This is a genomic window from Agrobacterium sp. GW821-FHT02D03 (assembly GCF_059421725.1).
This window is the reverse complement of sequence record NZ_JBWKVN010000001.1, coordinates 263,187-285,886: the sequence shown is the minus strand read 5'-3', so window position 1 is coordinate 285,886 and position 22,700 is coordinate 263,187. Positions and strand designations below refer to the sequence as shown.

19 protein-coding genes and 1 riboswitch are annotated in these 22,700 nt (G+C 59.3%); of the genes, 5 read left to right on the top strand and 14 right to left on the bottom strand.

The window, feature by feature from the left end:
* Positions 1-3 precede the first annotated feature (3 nt).
* Positions 4-1,041, bottom strand: a complete 1,038-nt coding sequence (gene cobW, locus AC07U5_RS01350; protein ID WP_494723236.1) for a cobalamin biosynthesis protein CobW — start codon at positions 1,039-1,041, stop codon at positions 4-6.
* Positions 1,035-1,460 (bottom strand): DUF1636 family protein, encoded by a 426-nt coding sequence (locus AC07U5_RS01345; protein ID WP_062444546.1) that lies wholly within the window; start codon positions 1,458-1,460, stop codon positions 1,035-1,037. The genes cobW and AC07U5_RS01345 overlap by 7 nt, the downstream gene beginning before the upstream one ends.
* A 117-nt stretch (positions 1,461-1,577) precedes the next feature.
* Positions 1,578-1,790, bottom strand: a riboswitch (cobalamin riboswitch).
* Between the two features lie 122 nt (positions 1,791-1,912).
* Here AC07U5_RS01345 and cobO point away from each other — a divergent pair.
* Both cobO and AC07U5_RS01335 read left to right on the top strand, forming a co-directional pair.
* The gene (gene cobO / locus AC07U5_RS01340; RefSeq protein ID WP_494722089.1) at positions 1,913-2,530 is read left to right on the top strand and encodes a cob(I)yrinic acid a,c-diamide adenosyltransferase; all 618 of its coding nucleotides are present in this window, start codon (positions 1,913-1,915) and stop codon (positions 2,528-2,530) included.
* A 3-nt stretch (positions 2,531-2,533) separates the two neighbouring features.
* Complete coding sequence (locus AC07U5_RS01335) at positions 2,534-3,991, top strand: cobyric acid synthase (protein WP_494722088.1); 1,458 nt, start codon at positions 2,534-2,536, stop codon at positions 3,989-3,991.
* Here AC07U5_RS01335 and cbiB read toward each other — a convergent pair.
* The gene (cbiB, locus tag AC07U5_RS01330; RefSeq protein ID WP_494722087.1) at positions 3,978-4,943 is read right to left on the bottom strand and encodes an adenosylcobinamide-phosphate synthase CbiB; all 966 of its coding nucleotides are present in this window, start codon (positions 4,941-4,943) and stop codon (positions 3,978-3,980) included. The two genes, AC07U5_RS01335 and cbiB, sit on opposite strands and share 14 nt — an antisense overlap.
* Here cbiB and cobD point away from each other — a divergent pair.
* The gene (gene cobD / locus AC07U5_RS01325; RefSeq protein ID WP_494722086.1) at positions 4,942-5,970 is read left to right on the top strand and encodes a threonine-phosphate decarboxylase CobD; all 1,029 of its coding nucleotides are present in this window, start codon (positions 4,942-4,944) and stop codon (positions 5,968-5,970) included. The two genes, cbiB and cobD, sit on opposite strands and share 2 nt — an antisense overlap.
* A gap of 79 nt (positions 5,971-6,049) precedes the next feature.
* Here cobD and AC07U5_RS01320 read toward each other — a convergent pair whose 3' ends face one another.
* From AC07U5_RS01320 to AC07U5_RS01290, 7 genes are all read right to left on the bottom strand, one after another.
* The gene (locus AC07U5_RS01320) at positions 6,050-7,327 is read right to left on the bottom strand and encodes an L-fuconate dehydratase (protein WP_494722085.1); all 1,278 of its coding nucleotides are present in this window, start codon (positions 7,325-7,327) and stop codon (positions 6,050-6,052) included.
* A 52-nt stretch (positions 7,328-7,379) separates the two neighbouring features.
* Positions 7,380-8,390, bottom strand: coding sequence for a zinc-binding alcohol dehydrogenase family protein (locus AC07U5_RS01315; protein WP_113273154.1), 1,011 nt, complete (start codon positions 8,388-8,390; stop codon positions 7,380-7,382).
* 3 nt (positions 8,391-8,393) lie between these two features.
* Positions 8,394-9,215 carry an amidohydrolase family protein gene (locus AC07U5_RS01310; protein WP_494722084.1) on the bottom strand — a complete coding sequence of 274 codons (822 nt, stop codon included), beginning with the start codon at positions 9,213-9,215 and terminating at the stop codon, positions 8,394-8,396.
* Between the two features lie 4 nt (positions 9,216-9,219).
* Positions 9,220-10,233, bottom strand: coding sequence for an aldo/keto reductase (locus tag AC07U5_RS01305; RefSeq protein ID WP_494722083.1), 1,014 nt, complete (start codon positions 10,231-10,233; stop codon positions 9,220-9,222).
* Between the two features lie 125 nt (positions 10,234-10,358).
* Positions 10,359-11,300 carry an ABC transporter substrate-binding protein gene (locus AC07U5_RS01300; protein ID WP_062424800.1) on the bottom strand — a complete coding sequence of 314 codons (942 nt, stop codon included), beginning with the start codon at positions 11,298-11,300 and terminating at the stop codon, positions 10,359-10,361.
* 99 nt (positions 11,301-11,399) lie between these two features.
* A complete protein-coding gene (locus AC07U5_RS01295; protein ID WP_062424708.1) occupies positions 11,400-12,422 on the bottom strand; it encodes an ABC transporter permease in 1,023 nt (340 codons plus the stop codon).
* A gap of 8 nt (positions 12,423-12,430) precedes the next feature.
* The gene (locus AC07U5_RS01290) at positions 12,431-13,996 is read right to left on the bottom strand and encodes a sugar ABC transporter ATP-binding protein (RefSeq protein ID WP_312930989.1); all 1,566 of its coding nucleotides are present in this window, start codon (positions 13,994-13,996) and stop codon (positions 12,431-12,433) included.
* 258 nt (positions 13,997-14,254) lie between these two features.
* On the opposite strand from AC07U5_RS01290, the gene AC07U5_RS01285 reads away from it, so the two are divergent.
* Entirely contained in the window at positions 14,255-14,947 is a 693-nt protein-coding gene (locus AC07U5_RS01285) for a FadR/GntR family transcriptional regulator (RefSeq protein ID WP_062597465.1), read from the top strand.
* 45 nt (positions 14,948-14,992) lie between these two features.
* Positions 14,993-16,525 (top strand): UxaA family hydrolase, encoded by a 1,533-nt coding sequence (locus AC07U5_RS01280; protein ID WP_494722082.1) that lies wholly within the window; start codon positions 14,993-14,995, stop codon positions 16,523-16,525.
* Between the two features lie 79 nt (positions 16,526-16,604).
* Here AC07U5_RS01280 and purH read toward each other — a convergent pair whose 3' ends face one another.
* From purH to htpX, 4 genes are all read right to left on the bottom strand, one after another.
* Positions 16,605-18,221 (bottom strand): bifunctional phosphoribosylaminoimidazolecarboxamide formyltransferase/IMP cyclohydrolase, encoded by a 1,617-nt coding sequence (gene purH, locus AC07U5_RS01275; RefSeq protein WP_494722081.1) that lies wholly within the window; start codon positions 18,219-18,221, stop codon positions 16,605-16,607.
* A 134-nt stretch (positions 18,222-18,355) separates the two neighbouring features.
* Positions 18,356-20,035, bottom strand: coding sequence for a heparinase II/III family protein (locus tag AC07U5_RS01270; protein ID WP_494722080.1), 1,680 nt, complete (start codon positions 20,033-20,035; stop codon positions 18,356-18,358).
* A gap of 245 nt (positions 20,036-20,280) precedes the next feature.
* A complete protein-coding gene (locus AC07U5_RS01265) occupies positions 20,281-21,666 on the bottom strand; it encodes an RsmB/NOP family class I SAM-dependent RNA methyltransferase (protein WP_494722079.1) in 1,386 nt (461 codons plus the stop codon).
* Positions 21,663-22,622: a zinc metalloprotease HtpX gene (gene htpX, locus AC07U5_RS01260; protein WP_494722078.1), complete on the bottom strand. Its 960-nt coding sequence runs from the start codon at positions 22,620-22,622 to the stop codon at positions 21,663-21,665. Before htpX ends, AC07U5_RS01265 begins: the two co-directional genes overlap by 4 nt.
* Between the last annotated feature and the right edge of the window lie 78 nt (positions 22,623-22,700).

The following is a 22,700-nucleotide window of genomic DNA, read 5'->3' as shown; positions in this document are numbered from 1 at the left end:
GCGTCAGGCAGCCAGCATCTGTTCGATTTTCTCGCGGTTGAGGCCTTTTTCGCCAATCACCACAAGCGCCGAACGGCGCACTTCGCCCGCAGCCCAGGGGCGATCGAAATAGTGGTTGACGCGCGAGCCGACGGCCTGAACCTGCAAGCGCATGGGCTTGGAGGCGACCTCTACGAAGCCTTTGATGCGCAGGACATTCTCGGAGGCCGCCGTCTGGGCGATACGCTGAGCCAGCGCCTCAGGATCGGACACCGCGCCAAGCTCGACGACGAAGCTGTCGAACTCGTCGTGATCGTGGTCTTCTTCGTCGTCATGGTGGGTATGGCGGTTTTCGATATCGTTCTCGACCGCAAGCCCAAGACCGATCAGAACCGCAGGATCGATCTGGCCATGCGATGCGACAACGATTTTCGCAGCCTTTGGCAGATGCTCCGTGATGTGTGCCTTGGCGCGCTCCAGACCATCCGCATCGAGAAGATCACCCTTGGTCAGCACGATCAGGTCGGCGCAGGCGATCTGGTCTTCGAAGACTTCCTCGACAGGATCGTCATGATCGAGCGCTTCGTCATTCGCACGCTGGGCGGCCAGCGCATCCATGTCATGCGACACCATGCCTTCTGCGAGCGCTGCGCCATCGGCCACCGCAATGACGGCATCGACGGTGACGCGGCTCTTGATCGCCGGCCATTGGAAGGCCTGGACGAGGGGTTTCGGCAGTGCGAGGCCGGAGGTTTCGATCAGGATATGTTCGACCCTGGGCTGGCGGCTGAGGATCTGTTCGATGGCCGGCTGAAAATCATCGGCGACCGTGCAGCAGATGCACCCATTGGCGAGCTCGACGATATTTTCTTCCGGGCAGCTTTCGATGCCGCAGCCTTTGAGGATTTCGCCATCGATGCCGACATCGCCGAACTCGTTGACGATGATCGCCAGTCGCTTGCCATCGATCTTTTCAAGAAGGCCGCGCAGCAGCGTGGTTTTGCCGGCGCCCAGAAAGCCGGTGACGATGGTGCAGGGAACGCGCTCTAGCGTGGTCATGATGTCTCCTCGACGAAATTCAAAGGTGGGATGCGCGCGACCATGCCGCGCTTCAAACTATCGGGACGGCCGCGCCAGGGCATCAGTCCATCGGTGGACGTGGAAAGCAGGCGCGCACCAGTGATCAGATCCTCGGCGTTTTCAGGCGTCAGACCGCCAAACACATAGGACCAGCCGTCGGCTGTGCGCATTGCGGCGCTGGCACCGCGCTTGCAATTGGCAAGGCAATTGACGCTGCGCACCTCGACATTTGCATCAGTGCCAAGTGCGATCGTCGCTTGCGCGAGAAGCGCACCGGGACGCGGTTCCGCATTCGGCTCCGCCTCGTCGCGGCAGCTGCGACAGACATAAACGACCAGGCCGGACGCTTCTCGCGTGTCGGTTGATCCTTCAGTCCGTGACGATGTTGAGGTAATATCCAAACCGTATCCGCTTCCGCCATTCAAACATGCAAGGGGTGCGGATGCCGAAGACGGAATGCGAGACAGCGCAAACCGAAACTCGGCGAGACCGACTGACCGGAGCACCCCGCCCGGCAGACGTTTTGTTCTGAAACGGCAGGTCTCCTGGCTTGCGGCTTGAATGAGCGCCCTTGCACCGCCTTCCCGGATCGAAATCCAGTGGCTTTACGGTGTGGGCTCGCCGCTTACAGTTGCGGGGGCAGCCACGGATTGACCCGAAGAGCGGGCGGAACCGTGTTCCCTCTTAGCTTTTCCCGTTGCCGGAAAAAGACCGTCAGTGCCTTACCTTTACGGGCAAGCCGCGCCTTGGTCAATGCAGGCATCGTTACGCCTCTCATAGGCTCCATTGCGGAGGAGGGCGTTTTGACTATAGTCGCCGCTTCTAAAAACGGCTCGGAAGGACGTGGGACATCATGACACGCGAGATCAGCGACAGCGAGGCCGCCCGCCACCGCGAAAAGATGGTGAACCGCAAGAGCGTGCAGGATGCGGAAGTGGCCGAAAAGACCATCGAGAAGGGTCTGCTGATGGTCAATACCGGTCCCGGCAAGGGCAAGTCGACGGCCGCTTTCGGCCTTGCGCTTCGGATGCTCGGCACGGGCAGACGGGTCGGCATCGTTCAGTTCATCAAGGGTGCGTGGTCGACCGGCGAGCAGCAGGCGCTGACGATTTTCGGCGACCGGGTGGAATGGCGCACCATGGGCGAAGGTTTCACGTGGGACACTCAGGATCTGAAGCGCGACGTCGCCGCAGCCACGAAAGCCTGGGATGAAGCCAAACTCCTGATGGCCGACGAAACGATCGGTCTTATGGTGCTGGACGAGCTGAACATTGCGCTGCGCTATGACTATCTCGATCTGACGGAGGTCGTCACCACCTTGCAGAGCCGCCGCCCCGATCTCCACATCATCGTCACCGGCCGCAATGCCAAGCCTCTCATGATCGAAGCGGCCGACATGGTGACGGAGATGACGCTCGTGAAGCATCACTTCAAGGCGGGCGTCAAAGCCCAATCCGGCATCGAGTACTGATCCATGGCCGCCAGATCCATCATGTTTCAGGGAACCGGCTCGGATGTCGGCAAGTCGCTGATGGTGGCCGGTCTGGCGCGCGCCTTTACCCGGCGCGGACTTTCCGTGTTGCCCTTCAAGCCGCAGAACATGTCCAACAACGCGGCGGTCACAGCCGATGGCGGCGAGATCGGCAGGGCGCAAGCTCTACAAGCGCGCGCGGCCGGCGTGCCGCTGTCGGTACATATGAACCCGGTCCTGTTGAAGCCTCAGAGCGAAACGGGTGCGCAGCTCGTGGTTCAGGGAAAAATTCTCGGCAATGCGAAAGCAGCCGACTATCAACAGATGAAGGCCGGGCTGATGCCCCGGGTGCTGGAGAGCTTCGAGCATCTGAAGACCCGCGCTGATCTGGTGCTGGTTGAAGGCGCCGGCAGCGCATCGGAAGTCAATCTGCGCGCCAACGACATTGCCAATATGGGCTTTGCCCGGGCAGCCGATGTTCCCGTGATCCTGATCGGCGATATCGACCGGGGAGGGGTTATTGCCAGCCTCGTCGGCACGAAGACGGTGGTGGATGCGGACGACGCCTCGATGATCGAAGGCTTCATCGTCAACCGTTTTCGCGGCGATCCTTCGCTGTTCGACGAAGGCATGCGCATGATTGCCGAGCATACTGGCTGGAGCTCCATCGGCCTCCTGCCGCATTTTGCCGAGGCGGCCCGTCTGCCTGCCGAAGATGCGCTGGGTTTAATCGGCACCGGCCAATCGAAGCCCGGCGCGAAAATCCGCATCGCCGTACCGATCCTCCCACATATCTCCAACTTCGACGACCTCGATCCGCTCGATATGGAGCCGGATGTCGAACTGGTGCGCGTGCGTCCTGGGACAGCTATTCCCGGCGATTGCGCTCTCATCCTGCTGTGCGGATCGAAATCCACGATTGCCGATCTGGACGTCTTGAAACAGGCCGGTTTCGATATCGACATCAAGGCGCATCTTCGCCGCGGTGGCTTCGTGCTTGGCCTCTGCGGCGGCTATCAGATGCTTGGACGTGTCTTATCGGACCCGGACGGCATGGAAGGGCCGCCTTCCACCGTTGAAGGCATTGGGTTGCTCAGTGTCGAAACGGTGCTGACGGGAGACAAGAGGCTGGTGTCGGTCGAAGGGCGGAGCTTCGATGGTCAGGCGTTTTCCGGCTACGAGATGCATGTGGGCGTGACAAAGGGCGATGACTGCAATCGTCCCTTCGCCACGATCGGCAATCACGTCGATGGTGCAATCTCAGCGGATGGTCGCATCTTCGGCACCTATGTCCATGGGTTGTTTGCTGATGACGGACAGCGCAGCGCCTGGCTGCAAAGGCTTGGCGGGCAATCGTCTGCCCTGAATTACGAAGCGCAGGTGGATGCCGTTCTGGATCGGTTGGCGTACCATATGGAGCGCCACCTCGATCTCGACGCGCTGCTGTCTATAGCACGGTAACCAAGGCCAAAAAGCCGAAGAGCCCGATCAACAGCGCATCGGCGACCCGCGCAAGTTTCAGCGCCTGGCGAATATCGGCAGCGGTCAAATTCCGGCGTCCGCCCTCGCCCATGAAGCACGCCTGGATCATCTGTCCGCCATAGGAACGCGGCCCGGCAAGCGCAAAACCAAGCGCACCCGCCAGCGCCGATTCTGGCCAGCCGGCATTGGGCGAACGATGGTGCTTCGCATCGCGCGCGACTGCACGCAGGGCACCTTGCGGCGAAGCCCCCTTGACGAAGACGGCAGCGACGATGAACAAACAAGCCGTCAGGCGCGAGGCAGGGAGATTTACCAGATCGTCTACTCGAGCCGATGCCCAACCAAAAGCCTCGTGGCGCGGCGTGCGGTGACCGATCATGCTGTCAGCCGTATTGATGGCCTTGTAGCCAGCACCGCCTGGTAGCCCGAGCAGACCGAGCCAGAAGGATGGTGCCACAATGCCATCGGAAAAATTCTCCGCCAGGCTTTCGATAGCCGCCCGGCACACCGCCGCCTCATCCAATTGATCAGGATCGCGGCCAACGATCATCGACACGGCTCTTCTGCCGCCTTCGAGGCCTTCGCTTTCCAGCGAGGTGGCCACCGCCTCGACATGTTGCTCCAGGCTTTTTTGTGCTGGAAGCGAAGCACCGACGATGGCGACCAGCAACAAGCCCAGCGGAAGAACCAGAAGGACATTCTGCAAAGCGAGCGCGATGGAGACGGTGACGCCGAGAAACACTACAAGCGCCAGCACGCCTTTGGCTTCACGATTGGAAAATGATCCCTGTTCCCGGTTCCATTTTCTGTCGAGCAGCGCGATAAGCGAACCAATCCATGTGACCGGGTGGCCGATGCGGCGAAACAGCCAGTCGGGATAGCCGACAAGGCGTTCGATCAGAAGCGACAGGAAAGCGAGAGCAAAGAACATGGGCGATACGGGACCGGTGACTATGCAGGCTGCGATCCGTCATGGTGGCGATCTGGGGCAGGCGCGGGCGTCTTTTCCGCTGGCACCGGAACCCTGGATCGACCTTTCCACAGGGATCAATCCGCATTCCTATCCGCATTCTCCCGTTCCTGCCAGCGCCTTTGCCCGCCTGCCCGAACCTTCTGCCTTGAACCACTTGAAGGAAGTCGCCGCCGCAACCTTCGGCGCGCCCTCTGCGGCGCACATTGTCGCTGCACCCGGAACGCAGATGTTGATGCCGTTGCTGGCAGAACTCGCCCTGCAACGAGTTGCAAAACGAGCCGCGGTTCTCACACCCGCTTACGCAGAACATGCCAGAACGGCCCGAATGGCAGGCCTCGACGTTGCGGAGGTGTCGACGTTCTCGGACCTATCCGACTTCGACTACGCCGTCGTCATCAATCCAAACAACCCGGATGGCCGGGTCATCGGGCGGGGCGACCTTGTAGCTCTTGCCGCCGAGATGAGCCGCAAAGGCGGCCTGCTGGTGATTGACGAGGCCTTTATCGAAACCGGCTATGGTGAGAGCCTGGCAGACGCCACTGAGATCGATGGGCTGATCGTCCTGCGATCCTTTGGAAAATTCTACGGAATGGCGGGGCTCCGTCTCGGCTTTGCCGTTGCGGATCCGGAGATTGCCACAAGGCTGGAGCAGCGCCTGGGACCGTGGGCCGTCTCAGGCCCGGCGCTGCATGTGGCAACTGAATCGCTAGCGGACAATGGCTGGCGTGATGTCATGCGACTCCGGCTAAGGACAGACGCTGCGCGTCTCGACGCAATTTTGACGAGCGCAGGTCTCACCGTTGTGGGCGGCACCAGTCTTTTTCGTCTCGTGCGTGATGCACGGGCAGCCGCACTATTCGCCCAGCTTGCGAATCGCGGCATTCTCGTCCGCATCTTCGATGAGCGTCCGAACGATATGCGCTTCGGTCTTCCCGGCACAGAAGCAGAATGGATCAGGCTCCAAGCTGCTCTTTCAGAGCTTTAGATCGCTCCTATCTCCGCTGACAAAAAAATGCTCGGGACAAGCCCGAGCATAATAGGGTCCGGGAGGAGAAATCGGGACCTCAGCCTTTGAAGGTGTAAGCCTCGATCGACTCCGGCTTCATTTCGATGGAGAAGCCCGCCATCTTTGGCGGCATGTAAGCGGCGTTCTGGATATCGCATGGCTCGAAGAAGTGCTCGTGCAGATGGTCGACATACTCGATCACGCGGCCTTCCTTGGTACCGGAGACGATCAGATAGTCGATCATCGACAGGTGCTGCACATATTCGCACAGACCCACGCCACCGGCATGCGGCCAGACGGGCAGATTGTATTTCGCGGCGATCAGCAGAACGGCCAGAACTTCGTTCAGACCGCCCATACGGCAGCTGTCGATCTGCACGACGTCGATCGCACCTTCGGCGATGAACTGCTTGAACATGATGCGGTTCTGGCACATTTCGCCAGTCGCGACCTTCACCGAGCCAATGGCCTGGCGGATCTTGCGGTGACCGGCAACATCGTCCGGGCTCGTCGGCTCTTCGATGAAGAAGGGCCTGCAGAAGGCAAGCTTATTGACCCACTCGATGGCCTGATCGACCTCCCAGACCTGGTTGGCATCGATCATCAGATAACGATCGGGACCGATGACCTCACGGGCGATGGTGAGGCGACGAACATCGTCCTCCAGATCACGGCCGACCTTCATCTTCACGTGGTTGAAGCCCGCATCGATCGCCTCATGGCAGAGGCGGCGAAGCTTCTCGTCGCTGTAACCGAGCCAACCGGCGGAAGTGGTGTAGCAGGCGTAACCCTCGGCTTTCAGGATATCGACGCGCTTCTTCTTGCCCGCTTCCGCCTTCTTGAGGATGGCGAGCGCATCCTCGCGCGTCAGAACGTCGGTCAGGTAGCGATAGTCGACGATGTCGGCGATCTCTTCGGCGCTCATATCGGCAACGAACTGCCAGACAGGCTTGCCAGCCTGCTTGGCGAGCAGATCCCAGACGGCGTTGACGACGGCACCGGTGGCAAGGTGCATGGCGCCCTTATCCGGACCGATCCAGCGCAGCTGGCTGTCGCTCGTCAGGTGGCGCCAATATTTGCCTGGGTTCTCGATGACGGTGGCGAGATCGGTTCCAACAACCAGATGACGCATCGCCTTGATCGCCATGCAGCAGATGTCGTTACCGCGACCAATGGTGAAGGTCAGTCCGTGCCCCTTCAGTGAAGGCTCATCCGTATCGAGAATGACGTAGGCCGCGGAGTAATCCGGATCTGGATTCATCGCATCCGAGCCGTCAAGGCTCTGTGAGGTGGGGAAGCGCAGATCGAAAACGCGCAGGTCGGTAATCTTGGTCATGGCCGTTTACTCGCGGTCAGGGGTCATTGAATATGAGAGGCTCGTCGGTCGTTCAGGCCACTTCCACCATGCCTTTGATGACGCCGGCGCGCGGGTCGGTCAAGCCGGCGAAGTTGGCTGGCACTTCGGCGAGCGTCATGCGGTGGGTAATGAGAGCGTCCGGCACGCGACCGTCACGCAGGGCTTGCAGCACCCGCTCGAAATCTTCCGGCGTGGCGTTACGGCTGCCAAGCAAGGTGGTCTCGCGCTTGTGGAATTCCGGGTCATTGAAGCTGATATCGCTGGCAACGATGGAGACGAGAACATAGGCCCCGCCATGGCCTACGAAGGAGAAGCCGCGCTCCATGGCCTTCGGATTGCCCGTAGCGTCGAAGACGACATCGAAGAAGTTGCCTTCGGTAATCTCGCTCAGACGATCCTTGTCGCCTTCGCCAAGCTGGACGATATTGGCGACGCCGAGATGATCACGGCAGAAGGATAGCCGGTCTTCGCGGCTGTCGATCATCGTTACCGTCGCGCCATTCATCACGGCAAAGACCGCAACGGCCATGCCGATCGGACCGGCACCGACGATCAGCACATGCTGGTCCTTTTCGACCGCGCCGCGACGGACCGCATGCGCGCCGATTGCCAGGAACTCCGTCATGGCGGCCTGATCGAGGGAGAGACCTTCCGCCTTCAGCACGAATTGCTGCGGCACGCTCAGATACTCCACCATGCCGCCATCGCGATGCACGCCGAGCACGCCGATGTTACGGCAGCAATTGCTTTTGCCCTTCAGGCAGGCACTGCAATGGCCGCAGGACATGTAGGGAATGATGGTGACGATATCGCCGTTCGAAAGGCTGCTACCCTGCGGCGCTTCCTCGACCGTACCGGAGAGTTCATGGCCCATGATACGCGGATAGGAGAGGTAGGGCTGGTTGCCGGTGAAGATGTGCAGATCCGTGCCGCACACACCGATACGGCGAATGCGGACAAGAACTTCATTCTCCGCGCGTGGTGGCTTCGGCAGTTCCTTGGAAACGAGGAGACCGGGTTTGTCGCAAAAGATCGCCAGCATGAATCACCTGTCCGAAAGAGAATAAAAATCGATGGCGTTTCCGCCGAAAACCTTGGCGTGGTGCTCTTGGGGAACCACATCCCGGCAAAAATCCAGCCATCCCTGATAATCGCCAGCCAGCCGGATCACCGGCCAGTCACTGCCGAAAATCACCCGCTCCGGACCGAACAGTTCCAGGATCGTTTCAGCATAGGGCCGAACCGCTTGCGCCTTCTGATCCCCGCGCTCCACCAGAAGACCGGAAAGCTTGCAGTGAACGTTGGGCAGCGCGGCAAGAGCGGCCATGTCTCTCCGCCAATCCACATAATGACCTGTCGCGATCTTGGGCTTCGCGCCGTGATCGATGACGATTTTCAATGCCGGGTGACGGCTGGCAAAACGCAACAGACAGGGCAGATGCGGCGGCAGGACCAGAGCATCGAAAACGAGGCCATTCTCGATCAGCGCTTCGACAGCAGGGTCAAGTGCCGCATCGTCGATCCACTGAACGTCGGCAATATCCTGCAACATCGGACGCACGCCTTTCAGCGCAGAATGGGAGGCAAGTCGGGCGATTTGCTGCGGCGCATCCGCCGCCTTCATATCCACCCAACCGACGACACCCTTGATGAAGCTGTTGTCATCAGCAAGCGCCAGCATGAAATCCGTGTCGGCAGCGCTTTCCATCGTCTGCACCAGCACTGTGCCGGACACACCTGCCTTCTCCAGCAAGGGCTGGAGATCTAAGGGCAGGAAGTCCCGGTAGATCGCCTCAAGCGACGCTGGCGGCCACTGGCCCTGCCGGTCTTTCAGCAGCCAGAAATGCTGATGGGCATCGATGAGCATGGCGTCAGCCCTTTGCCCCTGGAACGGGTGAACCTTCGGCGATCAGACCGCGGCGGTGCAACTCGGCCCAGAACGCGTCCGGAATGTCCTGCTCGAACCAGGCGGTGTTGGAGGTCAGCTGCTCTGCATTGCGCGCGCCGGAGACGACGGTCACCGAGGCGGGATGGGCAAGAGGGAACTGCAGTGCGGCCGCCTGAAGCGAGACACCCATTTCCTCGCAGACATCATGCAGTGCATCCACACGTGCCAGAAGCTCGGGCGGTGCGTCCTTGTAATTGAACTTGCGATTACCGGCCAGAATGCCGGAGTTGAAGGCACCGGCAACCACGATACCGACACCCTTTTCGGCGCAGGCATTCATGAAGCCCAGGCTCTGCTGCTCGAGCAGCGTGTAACGACCGGCGAGCATGGCTGCGTCGATGTCGAACACCTCCATGGCATCGCGAACCACTTCCCACTCGTTGACGCCGAGACCGACGGCTTTCGTCGAGCCTTCGTCGCGCAGCTTTCCGAGCGCCTTGAAGCCACCGCCCGTCGTCAGCTGATCCCAATAGTGCTGGTGCTTGTCGCCGTGGGTGTAAGGGCCAATGTCGTGGATATAGAGAATGTCGGGCTTGAGAACGCCGAGACGCTGCTGGCTTGCCTCGAAGGAGCGCATGATAGCGTCGTAGGAATAGTCGTAGAGCGGCCGGAAGGGGAGCGGTGCGACATAGGTATCTTCTTCCGGTCCGACGGTTTCATCCGGCACCATGACACGGCCGACCTTGGTGCTGAGCGTATATTCGCTACGGTCATGCTCGGTTACCATGGTGCCGAGACGGCGCTCGGAGCGGGTATAGCCATAGAAGGGCGCGGTATCGAAATAACGCATGCCGCTGTCCCAGGCCTTGTCGAAAGCGCCCTTGGATTCCTCATAAGGCGTGAGGCGATAGAGGTTGCCCATCTGCGCGCAGCCGAGACCCATGATGGTCACTTCGACATCTCTATGGGGCAGTTTGCGTTTATCGGAGACCTTCATGGCGGGCACTTTCACATTTGTCGTTTGGTGGAGATGGCCGCACACGATGCGACCATCCGCTTTGGTCTTCTCAAAAAGAGTTCCTGTCACGCCCAAGACCAGCTCAGGCGTGGCAAAAGACGTTGTTAGTACAGAACGTTCTTGGCTTCCGGCTTGTCGATGTTTTCCTTGGTGACGACGACGACACCGGTATCGACGAACTTCTCGACCTTTTCCTTCTTGATAAGCTTTTCGACGGTTTCAACGCCCTTTTCGCCCATCTGGTAGGACCCCTGTACGACGATCGCAGACAGCGTGCCGTCCTTGACGAAGTTCTGCAGATCTTCGTTACCGTCGAAGCCGATGGCAACGACCTTGCCAGCCTTGCCGGACTGCGCAAGCGCGCGGCCAACACCGATTGCGGTCGGCTCGTTGGCGCCAAAGATGCCCTTCAGATCAGGGTTGGCGGCCAGAACGTCGGTGGTCTGGTTCAGAGCGGTCGCCATCTGGGACTGAGAGTAGTAAGGGCCAACGATCTGGAGCTTGGAATTGGCCTTGATGTAGTCGACGAAGCCACCGACGCGACCGATTTCAGAACCGGCACCGGCAACGTACGACATGACGGCAATCTTGCCTTCCTTGCCGACCTTCTTGATCATTTCTTCGGCGGCAAGCTCACCTGCCTTCTTGTTGTCGGTCGCCAGGAACGACTGGTAATACTGCTCGCCACCCTTGGCCAGCTGTGAGTCGATCAGAACGACAGGAATGCGCGCTTCCCATGCCTTCTTGACGGCTGGCAGAAGAGCGTCCGGATCGGACGGTGCAAGCACGATGCCGTCCACCTTACGGTTGACGGCGTTTTCCACCATGTTCACTTGGTCGGCAATGGCGGATTCGGATGCCGGACCCTGGAAGGTCATCGTTTCGCCCTTGGCGTTCTTCATCGCAGCGTCAGCGCCCTTCTGGACGTTCTGCCAGAATGTCGAGTTGACGGTCTTGACGATGACGGCGATTTCGCCGGCCTGAACCGCGGAAACGCTCCAAAGCGCGATCACGGATGTCAAAAGAACAGTGGTCAGTTTCTTCATGTCTTCCTCCATTGTACCGGCGAAGGGAGAGCTCCTCTTCTCGACACCGGCTGTCCCGCGGATAGGGTCCGCACCCTTTTCAGACGCTTAGCAGTGCAATCAGCGGCGATTGCGCAACTGGTCGATCCAGACTGTCATCAAGATGACGAGGCCGATGATGATCTGCTGTGTAAAGGCAGAGACCCCGTTCATGTTGAGACCGTTGCGCAGGATACCGATGACGAACGCACCGATTGCTGTCCCTGAAATCGTTCCGACGCCGCCGATCAGCGAGGTACCGCCGATGACGGCGCTGGCGATGGCATCAAGCTCGTACATGACACCTTCGTTCGGCTGTGCGGTGACGAGGCGCGACATCAATACGCAGCCCGTCAGACCAGCAAGCGTGCCGGAAAGAACGTAGGTGAAATTGGTGACGCGGGCGACATTGACGCCGGAGAGGCGAGCCGCTTCGGCATTGGAGCCGACCGCATAGATGTGGCGTCCGAGAACCGAGCGGTTCAGCATGAAGGCCACGGCAAGAGCAATGACGACCATCAGGATGACGGGGTAGGGAATGCCCGGGAAGACCACATTCGGGAACCCATCGTCACCGATATTGACGATGCGGAAAAGGGCACCGTTGCCAAGTTCGCCGAAGGATTCGCCGAGACCCGAGACGGCACGAGCACCGGTGATCTGCAGCGCCACGCCACGGGCAATCAACATCATGCCAAGCGTTGCGATGAAAGGCGGCAGCTTGAAGCGCGTGACGAGGAAGCCGTTGATCAGACCGCAAAGCGAACCCGTCAAAATGCCGAGGAACATGCCGACCGGAACCGGCATGCCGAGTTCCTTGACCGCCAGTGCTGCGACCACGCCGGCCAGTGCCAGAACCGAACCAACGGACAAGTCGATGCCGCCGGTGATGATGACGCAGGTTGCACCAATACCCAAAAGCGCGATCGACGTGACCTGCAGAGCGATCGTCATGGCGTTGTTAACGCTAAAGAAGGCGCTGCTGGTGGCCGAAAACACAATAGCCAGCACCACGAGGCTGCCGAGTGCGGCAAACTTCTGAATGATGTCCTTCTGTCTGTCGCTGAGCGAGGGGGTCTTAACGGGTTCTGGTGATTTCGACATGTCTTACCTCATTGCGCCTTGCGGCTATAGCCGGAGGCATAGCGCATGATTTCTTCTTGATTGGTCTTGGCCGTTTCCAGCACGCCGGTGATGGTTCCCTCGTGGAACACCGCGATACGATCGGTCAGCCCCAACACTTCGGGCAGTTCCGAGCTGATGAGGATGACGCCAATGCCGCGCGCGGCAAGTTCATCCATGATCTTGTAGATGGCGAACTTCGCCCCGACATCGATGCCGCGGGTGGGCTCATCGAAGAACAGGATGCGCGACTGGCGGAACAGCCACTTGCCGATGATGATCTTCTGCTGGTTGCCGCCGGACAGAAGGCGAACCGTCTGCTTGATCGAAGGCGTGCGAACATTCAAGAGATCGACATAATGCTTTGCGACCTCGTCGTGCTTCTTGAAGTCGATCAGACCGAAGCGGTTGGAGACCTCGTCCATATTGGCAAGCGAGGTGTTGGCAGCAACCGACATCTTGATCGCCAGGCCGTCGCTCTTGCGGTCTTCGGAGAGGTAGGCAAGCCCCTGTTCGATGGCGTCCTGCGGCGACTTGATCGTCAGCTCGCGGCCTTCAAAGGTGATGGTACCCGCATCGAAAGCATCCGCGCCGAAAATCGCGCGGGCCACTTCGGTACGACCGGCACCCATCAGGCCGGCAAATCCGAGGATTTCGCCACGCCGTAATTCGAAATTGACGTCGTGGAAGACGCCGGTCCGCGTCAGGCCCTTGACGGAGAAGATGACCTCATCCGTAGGCTTCGACGTGCGCTCGGGGAACTTTTCCTCCAGCGAGCGGCCCACCATGCGGGTAACGATGTCATCGACCGTGATCGACTTGAAATCGTCTGTCGAGATATAGCGCCCATCGCGAAGCACGGTGACGCGGTCGACGATCTCGGCCATCTCGTCCAGACGGTGGGAAATGTAAACGATACCGACACCGGATGCCTTCAGGTCGCGGATGACCTTGAACAGCAGGCGCGTTTCCTGCTCGGTCAGCGACGACGTCGGCTCATCCATGATCAGTACTTCGGCATCGAGCGAAAGCGCCTTGGCGATTTCCACCATCTGGCACTGCGCCACGGAAAGGCCGCGCACCAGCGTATCCGGATGAATATCGACGCCGAGGCGATCGAGACAGCGTTTGGCATCGGCACGCAGTTTCTTGCGATCGACCAGGAAACCTTTTCTCGGTTCGCGCGCAAGATAGATGTTTTCGGCAACGCTCAAATGCGGAACGAGATTGAGTTCCTGGTGAATGATGGCGATGCCGGCGGCTTCCGATTCGAGCGGAGAGGCGTACTGGACCTTCTGACCCTTATGCAGGATCGTGCCGCTGGTCGGCTGATAGACACCGCTGATGATCTTCATCAGCGTGGACTTACCGGCACCGTTTTCGCCGCAGACGGCGTGAACTTCGCCGGAGCGCAGGTCGAAACGCACATCGCTCAGAGCCTTGACGCCGGGGAACTCCTTACAGATGTCCTCGAGGCGCAAAAGCGCACCGGACGCCTGAAGTGCGTCATGCCGTGTGTCATCATGGCTCGAAATGGACGATGCGCCTTGCGACATCCGCTACCTCCCAATAGCCGCTCCGTTCTCCCGCAGAGCGCTTCAATGGCGGCAATGGTTAGGCCGCATTTTTTTGGTGGTCAAGCCAATTTGTGATTTTTTGTTCGCAGGTATAGCAATGTCGGAGAAACGGAAACTCACGAATTCCAATAATATTCAATATTTTCAAAGAGATAAAATATATCTTTGCTAATACCTCTCGTAAGGGATACGGTAAGGCCAAATCTCAACCTTTCTTAGAACACCCGTGGACCGCAGATGAATGGTCAGGCCAAAATCCTGGAGCCGAGACGACTTTACCAGCAGGTTGCCGATCAGATCCGCGACCTGATCGACGGTGGAGAGTTTCAGCCTGGAACACGACTGCCTTCCGAGCGGGATCTGGCCCAGAAGCTCGGTGTCTCCCGCCCGTCTCTGCGTGAAGCTCTGATTGCGCTCGAAATCGACGGAAGCGTCGAAATCCGCATGGGCTCCGGCGTTTATGTGTCTACTGAGACAGCGGCCCGACAGGCAAGCACTCGGTCTCTTGGCGATAGCCCTTCGGAACTCATGCAGGCGCGCTCGACACTGGAAGGTGCGACCATCGTTCTGGCGGCGAGCCGAATTGATGAGGCTGCCCTCGTGACGCTGCGAGGAACGCTCGATGAAATGAGGAAGGAGATCGAAGCCGGTCGCAAACCTCTCGATCAGGACAGAAAGTTTCACGCGACCATCGCCGAACAATCAGGAAACACGGTCCTCGCGCGCTTGGTCGGAGATCTCTTCGATGACAGGCACAGCCCGATCTCGACCCAGTTGCGGGTGAGGTTCGAGGACCGCGGCACGTGGACCTATGCGCTGCAGGAACACGAGGCCATTCTGGCTGCACTGGAAAGCCGCGATCCACTGCTGGCACAGGCTGCCATGCGCATTCACCTGGAAAGCTCAAGACGGCGCTGGATCGATACGTAATTCAAGACATGCCTCGGCAGACAATCTGTCGGGAGGAGGAAAAGAGTGACTGAGAACACCGAAGCTACCATTCTGCTGAACACAAAGGACAATGTTGCAGTTGCCCGCCGGCCAATTCCCAAAGACACCGATATCGGGCGCGGAGACCTGAAGGCGCTCGATCTGATCGGGCGCGGGCACAAGGTGGCCCTGAAGCCGATCAGGTCCGGGGAAGAAGTGATCAAATATGGTCAGGTGATTGGCGTTGCCACGCAGGACATCGAGGCAGGGCGCCACGTCCACCTGCACAACCTTGCCATGGTACCATCCGAGCACGCACACCAGTTCAGCGTCGACATCGAAGAAAAGGGCATGCTGCCGGAAGCCGAACGTCGGACCTTCATGGGGTACGATCGTGGCACGGGCGGTGCTGGCACGCGCAACTATATCGGCGTCATTGCCTCGGTGAACTGTTCCGCGACCGTGTCGCGTTACATAGCCGACTACTTCAATAAGGAAGGCGGCCTTGCCGGTTTCGACAATGTCGATGGCGTTGTGGCGCTGACCCATGGAACGGGCTGCGCGCTCAACACCAAGTCCGAAGGCTACCGCCTGCTGATCCGTACGATCCAGGGCTATGCCCGACATCCAAATTTTGGTGGCATCCTGCTGATCGGCCTTGGCTGTGAAACGAACCAGATCGCGCCGATCCTCGAACACTACAAGATGGAAGAGGGCGACCGGCTGCGGACCATGACGATCCAGCAGCATGGCGGCACGCGCAAGACGATCGAAGCGGCCATCGCCAACATCAAGGAGATGCTGCCTATCGTCAACGCGGCAAAGCGCACCGAACAGCCGCTTTCGAAACTGAAGCTGGCGCTCGAATGCGGTGGTTCGGATGGCTATTCGGGGATTTCGGCGAATCCGGCTCTCGGCTACGCTTCGGACCTCATCGTTCGCAACGGCGGCACCACGGTTCTGGCTGAAACACCGGAAATCTACGGTGCAGAACACCTCCTGACCCGCCGTGCCGTCACGCCGGCCGTGGCCGAGAAGCTGCTGCAGCGCATCGACTGGTGGCGGGATTACACCGCCCGCAATGGCGACGAGCTGAACAACAACCCGTCCCACGGCAACAAGCTGGGTGGCCTGACCACCATTCTTGAAAAGTCGCTGGGCGCCGTTGCCAAGGGCGGATCCATGCCGCTGAAAGCTGTCTACGAGTTTGCCGAGACCGTAACAGAGCCCGGCTTCGTCTTCATGGACACACCCGGCTATGACCCCGTTGCGGTCACGGGCCAGGTGGCAGGCGGCTGCAACGTCATCTGTTTTACCACCGGACGCGGCTCGGTGTCCGGCTTCAAACCATCACCCTGCATCAAGATCGCCACCAACTCCGAAATGTACGAACACATGAAGGAGGACATGGATATCAACTGTGGCGACATCGTCACCGGCAAAGAGACCATCGAGGAGGCGGGACAGCGCATCTTCGACCACATCCTTGCCGTCGCCTCCGGCGAGCAGACCGTCAGTGAAATCTACGACTACGGCGACAACGAATTCGTGCCATGGCAGGTCGGTGCGGTGACCTGACGTTTCACATGAAACATCGGACATAAAATTAGGCCCAGGGATCGCTCTCCGGGCCTTCTGCCTTTCTAGGACTTGGATATCAGTGGCGGAAGTGGCGCATACCGGTGAAGACCATCGTCACATTATGGGCATCGGCTGCGTCGATCACCTCCTGGTCGCGCATCGAGCCACCCGGCTGGATGACAGCCGTTGCGCCAGCAGCAATCGCGGCCAGAAGGCCGTCCGCGAAGGGATAGAAGGCTTCCGACGCAACCGCCGAACCCTTCGTCAGTGGCTCGACAAGGCCCATGGCCTTGGCAGCATCTTCCGCCTTCTGCGCAGCGATGCGGGCCGAGTCCACACGGCTCATCTGACCAGCGCCGATACCGGCCGTCTGTCCGTCCTTGGCGTAGATCACGGCATTCGACTTCACGTGCTTGGCAATCTTGAAGGCAAATTTCATGTCTTCGAGTTCCTGCGCCGTCGGTGCACGCTTGGTGACGACCTTCAGATCGAGGTCTTCCACCATGCCATTGTCACGGCTCTGGACCAGTAGGCCACCCGACACCGTCTTGGCAGTGATGCCAGCCGCGCGTGGGTCAGGCAGACCACCGGCGGAGAGAAGACGGAGGTTGGGCTTGCGCGCAACGATCGCCTTTGCCTCTTCCGTTACGTCCGGCGCGATGATGACTTCGGTGAAAAGCTGGATGATCTCTTCTGCCGTTTCCGCGTCCAGCGTCTGGTTCAGGGCGATGACACCGCCAAAGGCAGAGACGGGATCGCAGGCAAGGGCGCGCTTGTAAGCCTCCAGCAATGTGGCACCCGTTGCTACACCGCACGGGTTGGCATGCTTGATGATGGCAACGGCCGGCGCATTCTCAGGCAGGAACTCGGCGACCAGTTCATAGGCCGCATCCGTGTCGTTGATGTTGTTATAGGAAAGCTGCTTGCCCTGCAGCAGCGTGGCTGTCGCAACGCCCGGGCGCTTCTCGCCTGTCAGATAGAAGCCAGCGCTCTGGTGCGGGTTTTCGCCATAGCGCATCTTTTCCTTCAGCGTGCCGCCGATGGCGCGGTAATGCGGCGTCTCTATTGCGAGAGCTTCTGCAAACCAGTTGGAAATGACGGCATCGTAAGCGGCGGTACGTGCATAGGCCTTCGCGGCAAAGCGCTGGCGCAGAGCGTAGGATGTCTGTCCGTCATCGGCCTGCAAGGCTTCCAGCAGTTCCGGATAGTCGGTCGGATCGGTGACTACGGTGACATAGGCATGGTTCTTGGCCGAAGCGCGGATCATCGCCGGACCGCCAATATCGATGTTCTCAACCGTCGTCGGATAGTCACCGCCCTTGGCGCGAACCTCTTCGAACGGGTAAAGATTGATGACCGAAAGATCGATGGCTTCGATGCCGTGAGCGCGCATCGCCTCTTGGTGTTCGGCATCGTCACGAATGGCAAGAAGCCCACCGTGAACATTGGGGTGCAGGGTTTTTACCCGGCCATCCATGATCTCCGGAAACTTGGTGATGTCGGAGACGTCTGTCACCGGAAGTCCGGCGTCGGCAATCGCCTTCGATGTGCCGCCGGTCGACAGAAGTTTCACGCCGAGCTTCACCAGCGCGCCCGCAAGCTCGATAATGTCGGTCTTGTCGGAGACAGACAGAAGCGCGGTGCGGATACGAACTTTGTCGGGTGCGGGGATTTTCTTGGAAACGACGGCCATCGTGGCAACTCCGTAAACGGTGGAGGATGAGCCGGAGAAAGCGCACCCCGGCGGTTGTCGCCGCGTTAGCACAGCTTGGCAGATTAATAAACAGAGCGTGCCGCTTTATCGGCAGCACAACCTTCAAAGAGCGATCAGCTTCTCTGTTCGAGAAGCCAGCGGATTTCCGTGGTTGCCGGAAGCTCAAACGCGACTTCGATCTGCAACGACGGCCGGATGCCGGACACATCTGCCATGAACACGTCTTCGGCAATCGTGACCTGGCGTGCGGGCGCTGAAAAGGCCCAGGCAGTGCCATCCGGTGCCTGCATTATCACCGTTTCCTCATCTTCCTGCGACAGCTCGATCAAGGGATGAACATGAAAACGGCAAACGGCCTCGGCTGGCTCCGGTTGACGCTTCTCATCTATCCTGATCCAGTCTCGTCCCCTGATCTTGGTTCCCGCTTCGTTCAACTCCAACTCGCGCTGGTGCACGTAACCGAGGCTTCCATAACCATCATGAGACGCGGTCAGGATATCCGCGCGCTTCTCATCAATCCGGCGGTCCACCTCCGTCTCGCTGATGCCAGAGACGATGACGGGGCCGAGGAAACGGGAGTGCGAAATCCGGGCCGATGAGCGATCGGCAATGGTGACCGTGGAATGGGCGGCAGTAGTGCGGCTCACCCGCTTGAAGGCGGCTGATGCATATTGCGGGAAGCCGGAATTAACGATGAAGCGGTAACGGCCCGAAGAGAGCTCAAAGGACAAGCAGCCACAATGGGCGTTGCGCGACAATTCGATGGAGGCAGGCTTGCCCGTATCGACGATGACGATCGTATCGCCGACGGCGAGCCGATGATAGGAAATATCCGGGAGCGAGCGTGACGGACGTCCCGAAGTCTCATCATAGCGCAGAACGGATGCAAGCTCGTTGGCAAGCGTTGCCGTGGTGCCGTTGAACAAGGCCAGATCGCCATCCTGATGACGGAAGAAGCGGATCGCAGGGAACATGCGGTCGATGGCAGGCACAAGCCCCGCCGGCACGTCATGACCGAGATTGATGTAGCTTTGGCGAAGCGGCAGGAGATCCAGCAACAGCTCCAGCATGACGCGCGGATTGCGCGAGACATGCCCACCATCGGGCAGGATTTGCCGCTCCATCTCCTGGTCGAGCTTTCTGCCTTGCCGGGCGATTTTTGACGCGCTGTTCGGCATGGAGATGGACGCCATGGCAAGCGCGATGCGGACTTTCAGACGAACTTCACCATCCGGCACATATTTGGCAATGAGACCCAGATAGCCGACATGCAGGCCGATACATCTTAAAAAACGCCGGTAGAAATTGGCATCCGCCTTCTGCAGGATGACCGGCGAGTGGGACAGCCAGGAGGTCAGTCTCTGTGCTGAAAGTTCAGGCGACCATGCTGTGCCACCGATCGTTCGCCCATGCAGGCTCATCCATTCGGCAACATGCAGGCGGGCGCGGTTTCCAGCCTCTTCCGATCTGCTGGCGCGGACATGGCGCAGCCAGCCGAAAGCATGCAGCCGCTCTTCAAATGCAGAAGAGGGCGGATCCAGCAGAAAGGGGGAAACGCCCCCGGTTTCCAAAATCTTCCCCGCCAGGAACAGCCGCCCCTGCACAAGCTCCTGCGCGACATAAGGATCGACCGCGCGCAGATCCGTTGGCGCTGCCACAAGCGCGCTTGGAGCTCTACTGGAGAGCCGCCACAATTGCAGTCGCAAGGGTGCCACCGCAATCATGACGTGGCGCTTGACCGTGCGGAGGAAGTAACCCGCAAGGCTGACACGATTGTTCAGGGAGCTCGCCAAACGTCTGTAATCCTGCCTCGCGGGAGTTAGCTTTAGGGACGACGCATATAAAGCGTTATTGAAGAAGAGCGATAAAATTTCACAAAAAACTTCATATTTTGTAAATGAATGGAGCCCGAAGCGCAGATCGCACGCCCAATCCTTCATCAGGAGGCTGAAAAAACATCAGAGGGGGCTGATGAGACGCTTCGAAAGCCTGTCGCGATCTTTCCCGCAGCGCACTTTGCGCGACATGCGTTGATGCCTCAGGCGGGCGAACCTTTACGCAGAACCGTCGCGTAGAAGCCATCGACACCGCCGAACATGTCAGGAGTCGTGCGCAGATCGCCGTTGGCGTTGATGGCAATCTCCATACCCGGCAAATCTTTCGCGTCGACGGGAACACGTTCGAGGTTGCTGTCGGATGCCAGGACACGCGCCACCATGTCCTCGCCCTCTGAAGGGTCGAGGGAGCAATTGGAGAAGACGATCATCCCGCCATCTTTGACGAGGGTCAGCGCCTGACGCAGCATCTGCTCCTGGAGAGTGGCCAGTTTGGCGATGTCCTTCTCGTCCTTCGTCCAGCTGACATCGGGATGCTTGCGCATTGTGCCGGTGGAGGAACAGGGCGCATCGAGAAGGACAGTATCAAACAGCTCTTCAGGCTGATACTTGAGCATGTTGGCTTCGATCGTTTCGGCTTCGAATCCAAGGCGCTCGAGATTTGAGCGCAGCCGCTTCAGGCGGTTGCCGGACTGATCGAGTGCCGTCACCTTTGCGCCAGCCAAGACAAGCTGGGCGGTCTTGCCGCCGGGTGCCGCGCAGAGATCGGCAACGCGCTTGCCCTTCAAGTCTCCCATAAGGCGCACTGGCATGCTGGCCGAAAAGTCCTGCACCCACCATTCTCCTTCGGCGAAACCGGGAAGCGCTGAAACCTGTCCCTCGAAAGAACCCAGACGCACACTGCCATTGGGCAGTACGGTTCCATTCAGTTCCTTGGCCCAATGGTCCGGATCAGACTTCACCGTCACGTCGATCGAAGAGGGAAGAAGCTGCGAGGCGGCAATGCGTGACGCTGCCTCCTCACCATAGGATTTCACCAGCCTGTTGTAGAACCAGTCCGGAAGAACCGGTACGGCATCGATGGCCGCAATAACCGCATCCTTCTCGCGGCCGAGCCGGCGCAAGACGGCATTCACCAGCTTTACGAAGCGCTTGTTGCGCGGATCGCGGTGCGCCTGTTCCACGGCCAGATCGACAGCGGAGTGATCAGGGACGTCAAGATAGAGCATCTGCGCGACCGCAACGACCAGAACATGATGAAGGGATCGCGCGCCTTGTGGCAGCGGTCCATCTAACATCATCGAGATGGCGGTTTCAATCCTTGGCAGGTGGCGGAGCGCACTGTTGACGATGGCCCGCACCAGTGCCCGATCGGCGAGATTGAGAGAACGATAGGCCGGGTTTCCGTGCTCGGCATCCATCATTCCATCGAGTGACGTCTTCTTGTCGATAACGGCGGAGATGATCTTGGCCGCAGCCATGCGGGCGGAAAGGCCCGGTTTCCACTCCCCATCTGGCCCGCCAGCATCCGAAGACGCTGGCTTTGTCTTTTTGAATTTTGGCCGGGCAGGGGCGTTGGGTGATGTCAAGACCAGGGACCTTTGTGAGACGTGTCAGTGCCACGCCCCGGACTAGTCGTCGGGACAGAGCGTGATTTGCGCACGGCCTTAGCACTTGTTGGCTGATACGTCGATGGTTGGCCGAAGCCTTGCGACATCTCATGGAGCGCCGCGATGCGGTTTTCCGTATTGGGGTGCGTGGAGAACAGGTTGTCCATCCGCTCCCCAGACAAGGGGTTGATGATGAACATGTGCGCCGTCGCCGGATTGCGCTCCGCATCATTATTATGGATGTGCTGAGCAGCACCGGCAATCTTCTGCAAGGCGGAGGCAAGCCACAGCGGATTGCCGCAAATCTCCGCGCCACGACGGTCGGCCGAGTATTCTCGTGTGCGGCTGATGGCCATTTGCACCAGCATGGCCGCAAGAGGCGCAACGATCATCGCAAGCAGAACGCCGATGAAGCCGAGAGGATGATTGTTCTCCCGATTGCCGCCGAAGAAGAAGGCAAAGTTGCCCAGCATGGAGATGGCACCGGCAAGCGTTGCGGTGATCGTCATCGTCAACGTGTCGCGGTTCTGGATATGCGCCAGCTCATGCGCCATGACGCCTGCGACTTCCTGCGGCGTCAGCATTTCCATAAGTCCGGTGGACGCTGCCACCGCTGCATTCTCCGGATTGCGACCCGTCGCAAATGCATTCGGCTGGGGGTTGTCATAGACATAGACCCTCGGCATTGGCAGTCCGGCATTCTGGGACAAATCCCGGATCATGTGAAAGAGCTCCGGCGCGTTGCGCTCATCCACTTCCTGGGCGCGATAGGCGGAGAGCACCATCTTGTCGGAGTTCCAATAGGAGAACAGGTTCATACCGGCAGCAATCACCAGGGCGATCATCATGCCGCCCTTGCCGCCGATCAAAAATCCGACACCCATGAACAGGGCCGTCATGAAGGCCAAAAGCATGGCCGTACGCATCAGATTCATCCAGCATCTCCGTCAAAAGCGATGAAAAGACCCGCAAAGACTTATCAAAGCGGACAGTTTTCTATAATCTGGTTATGA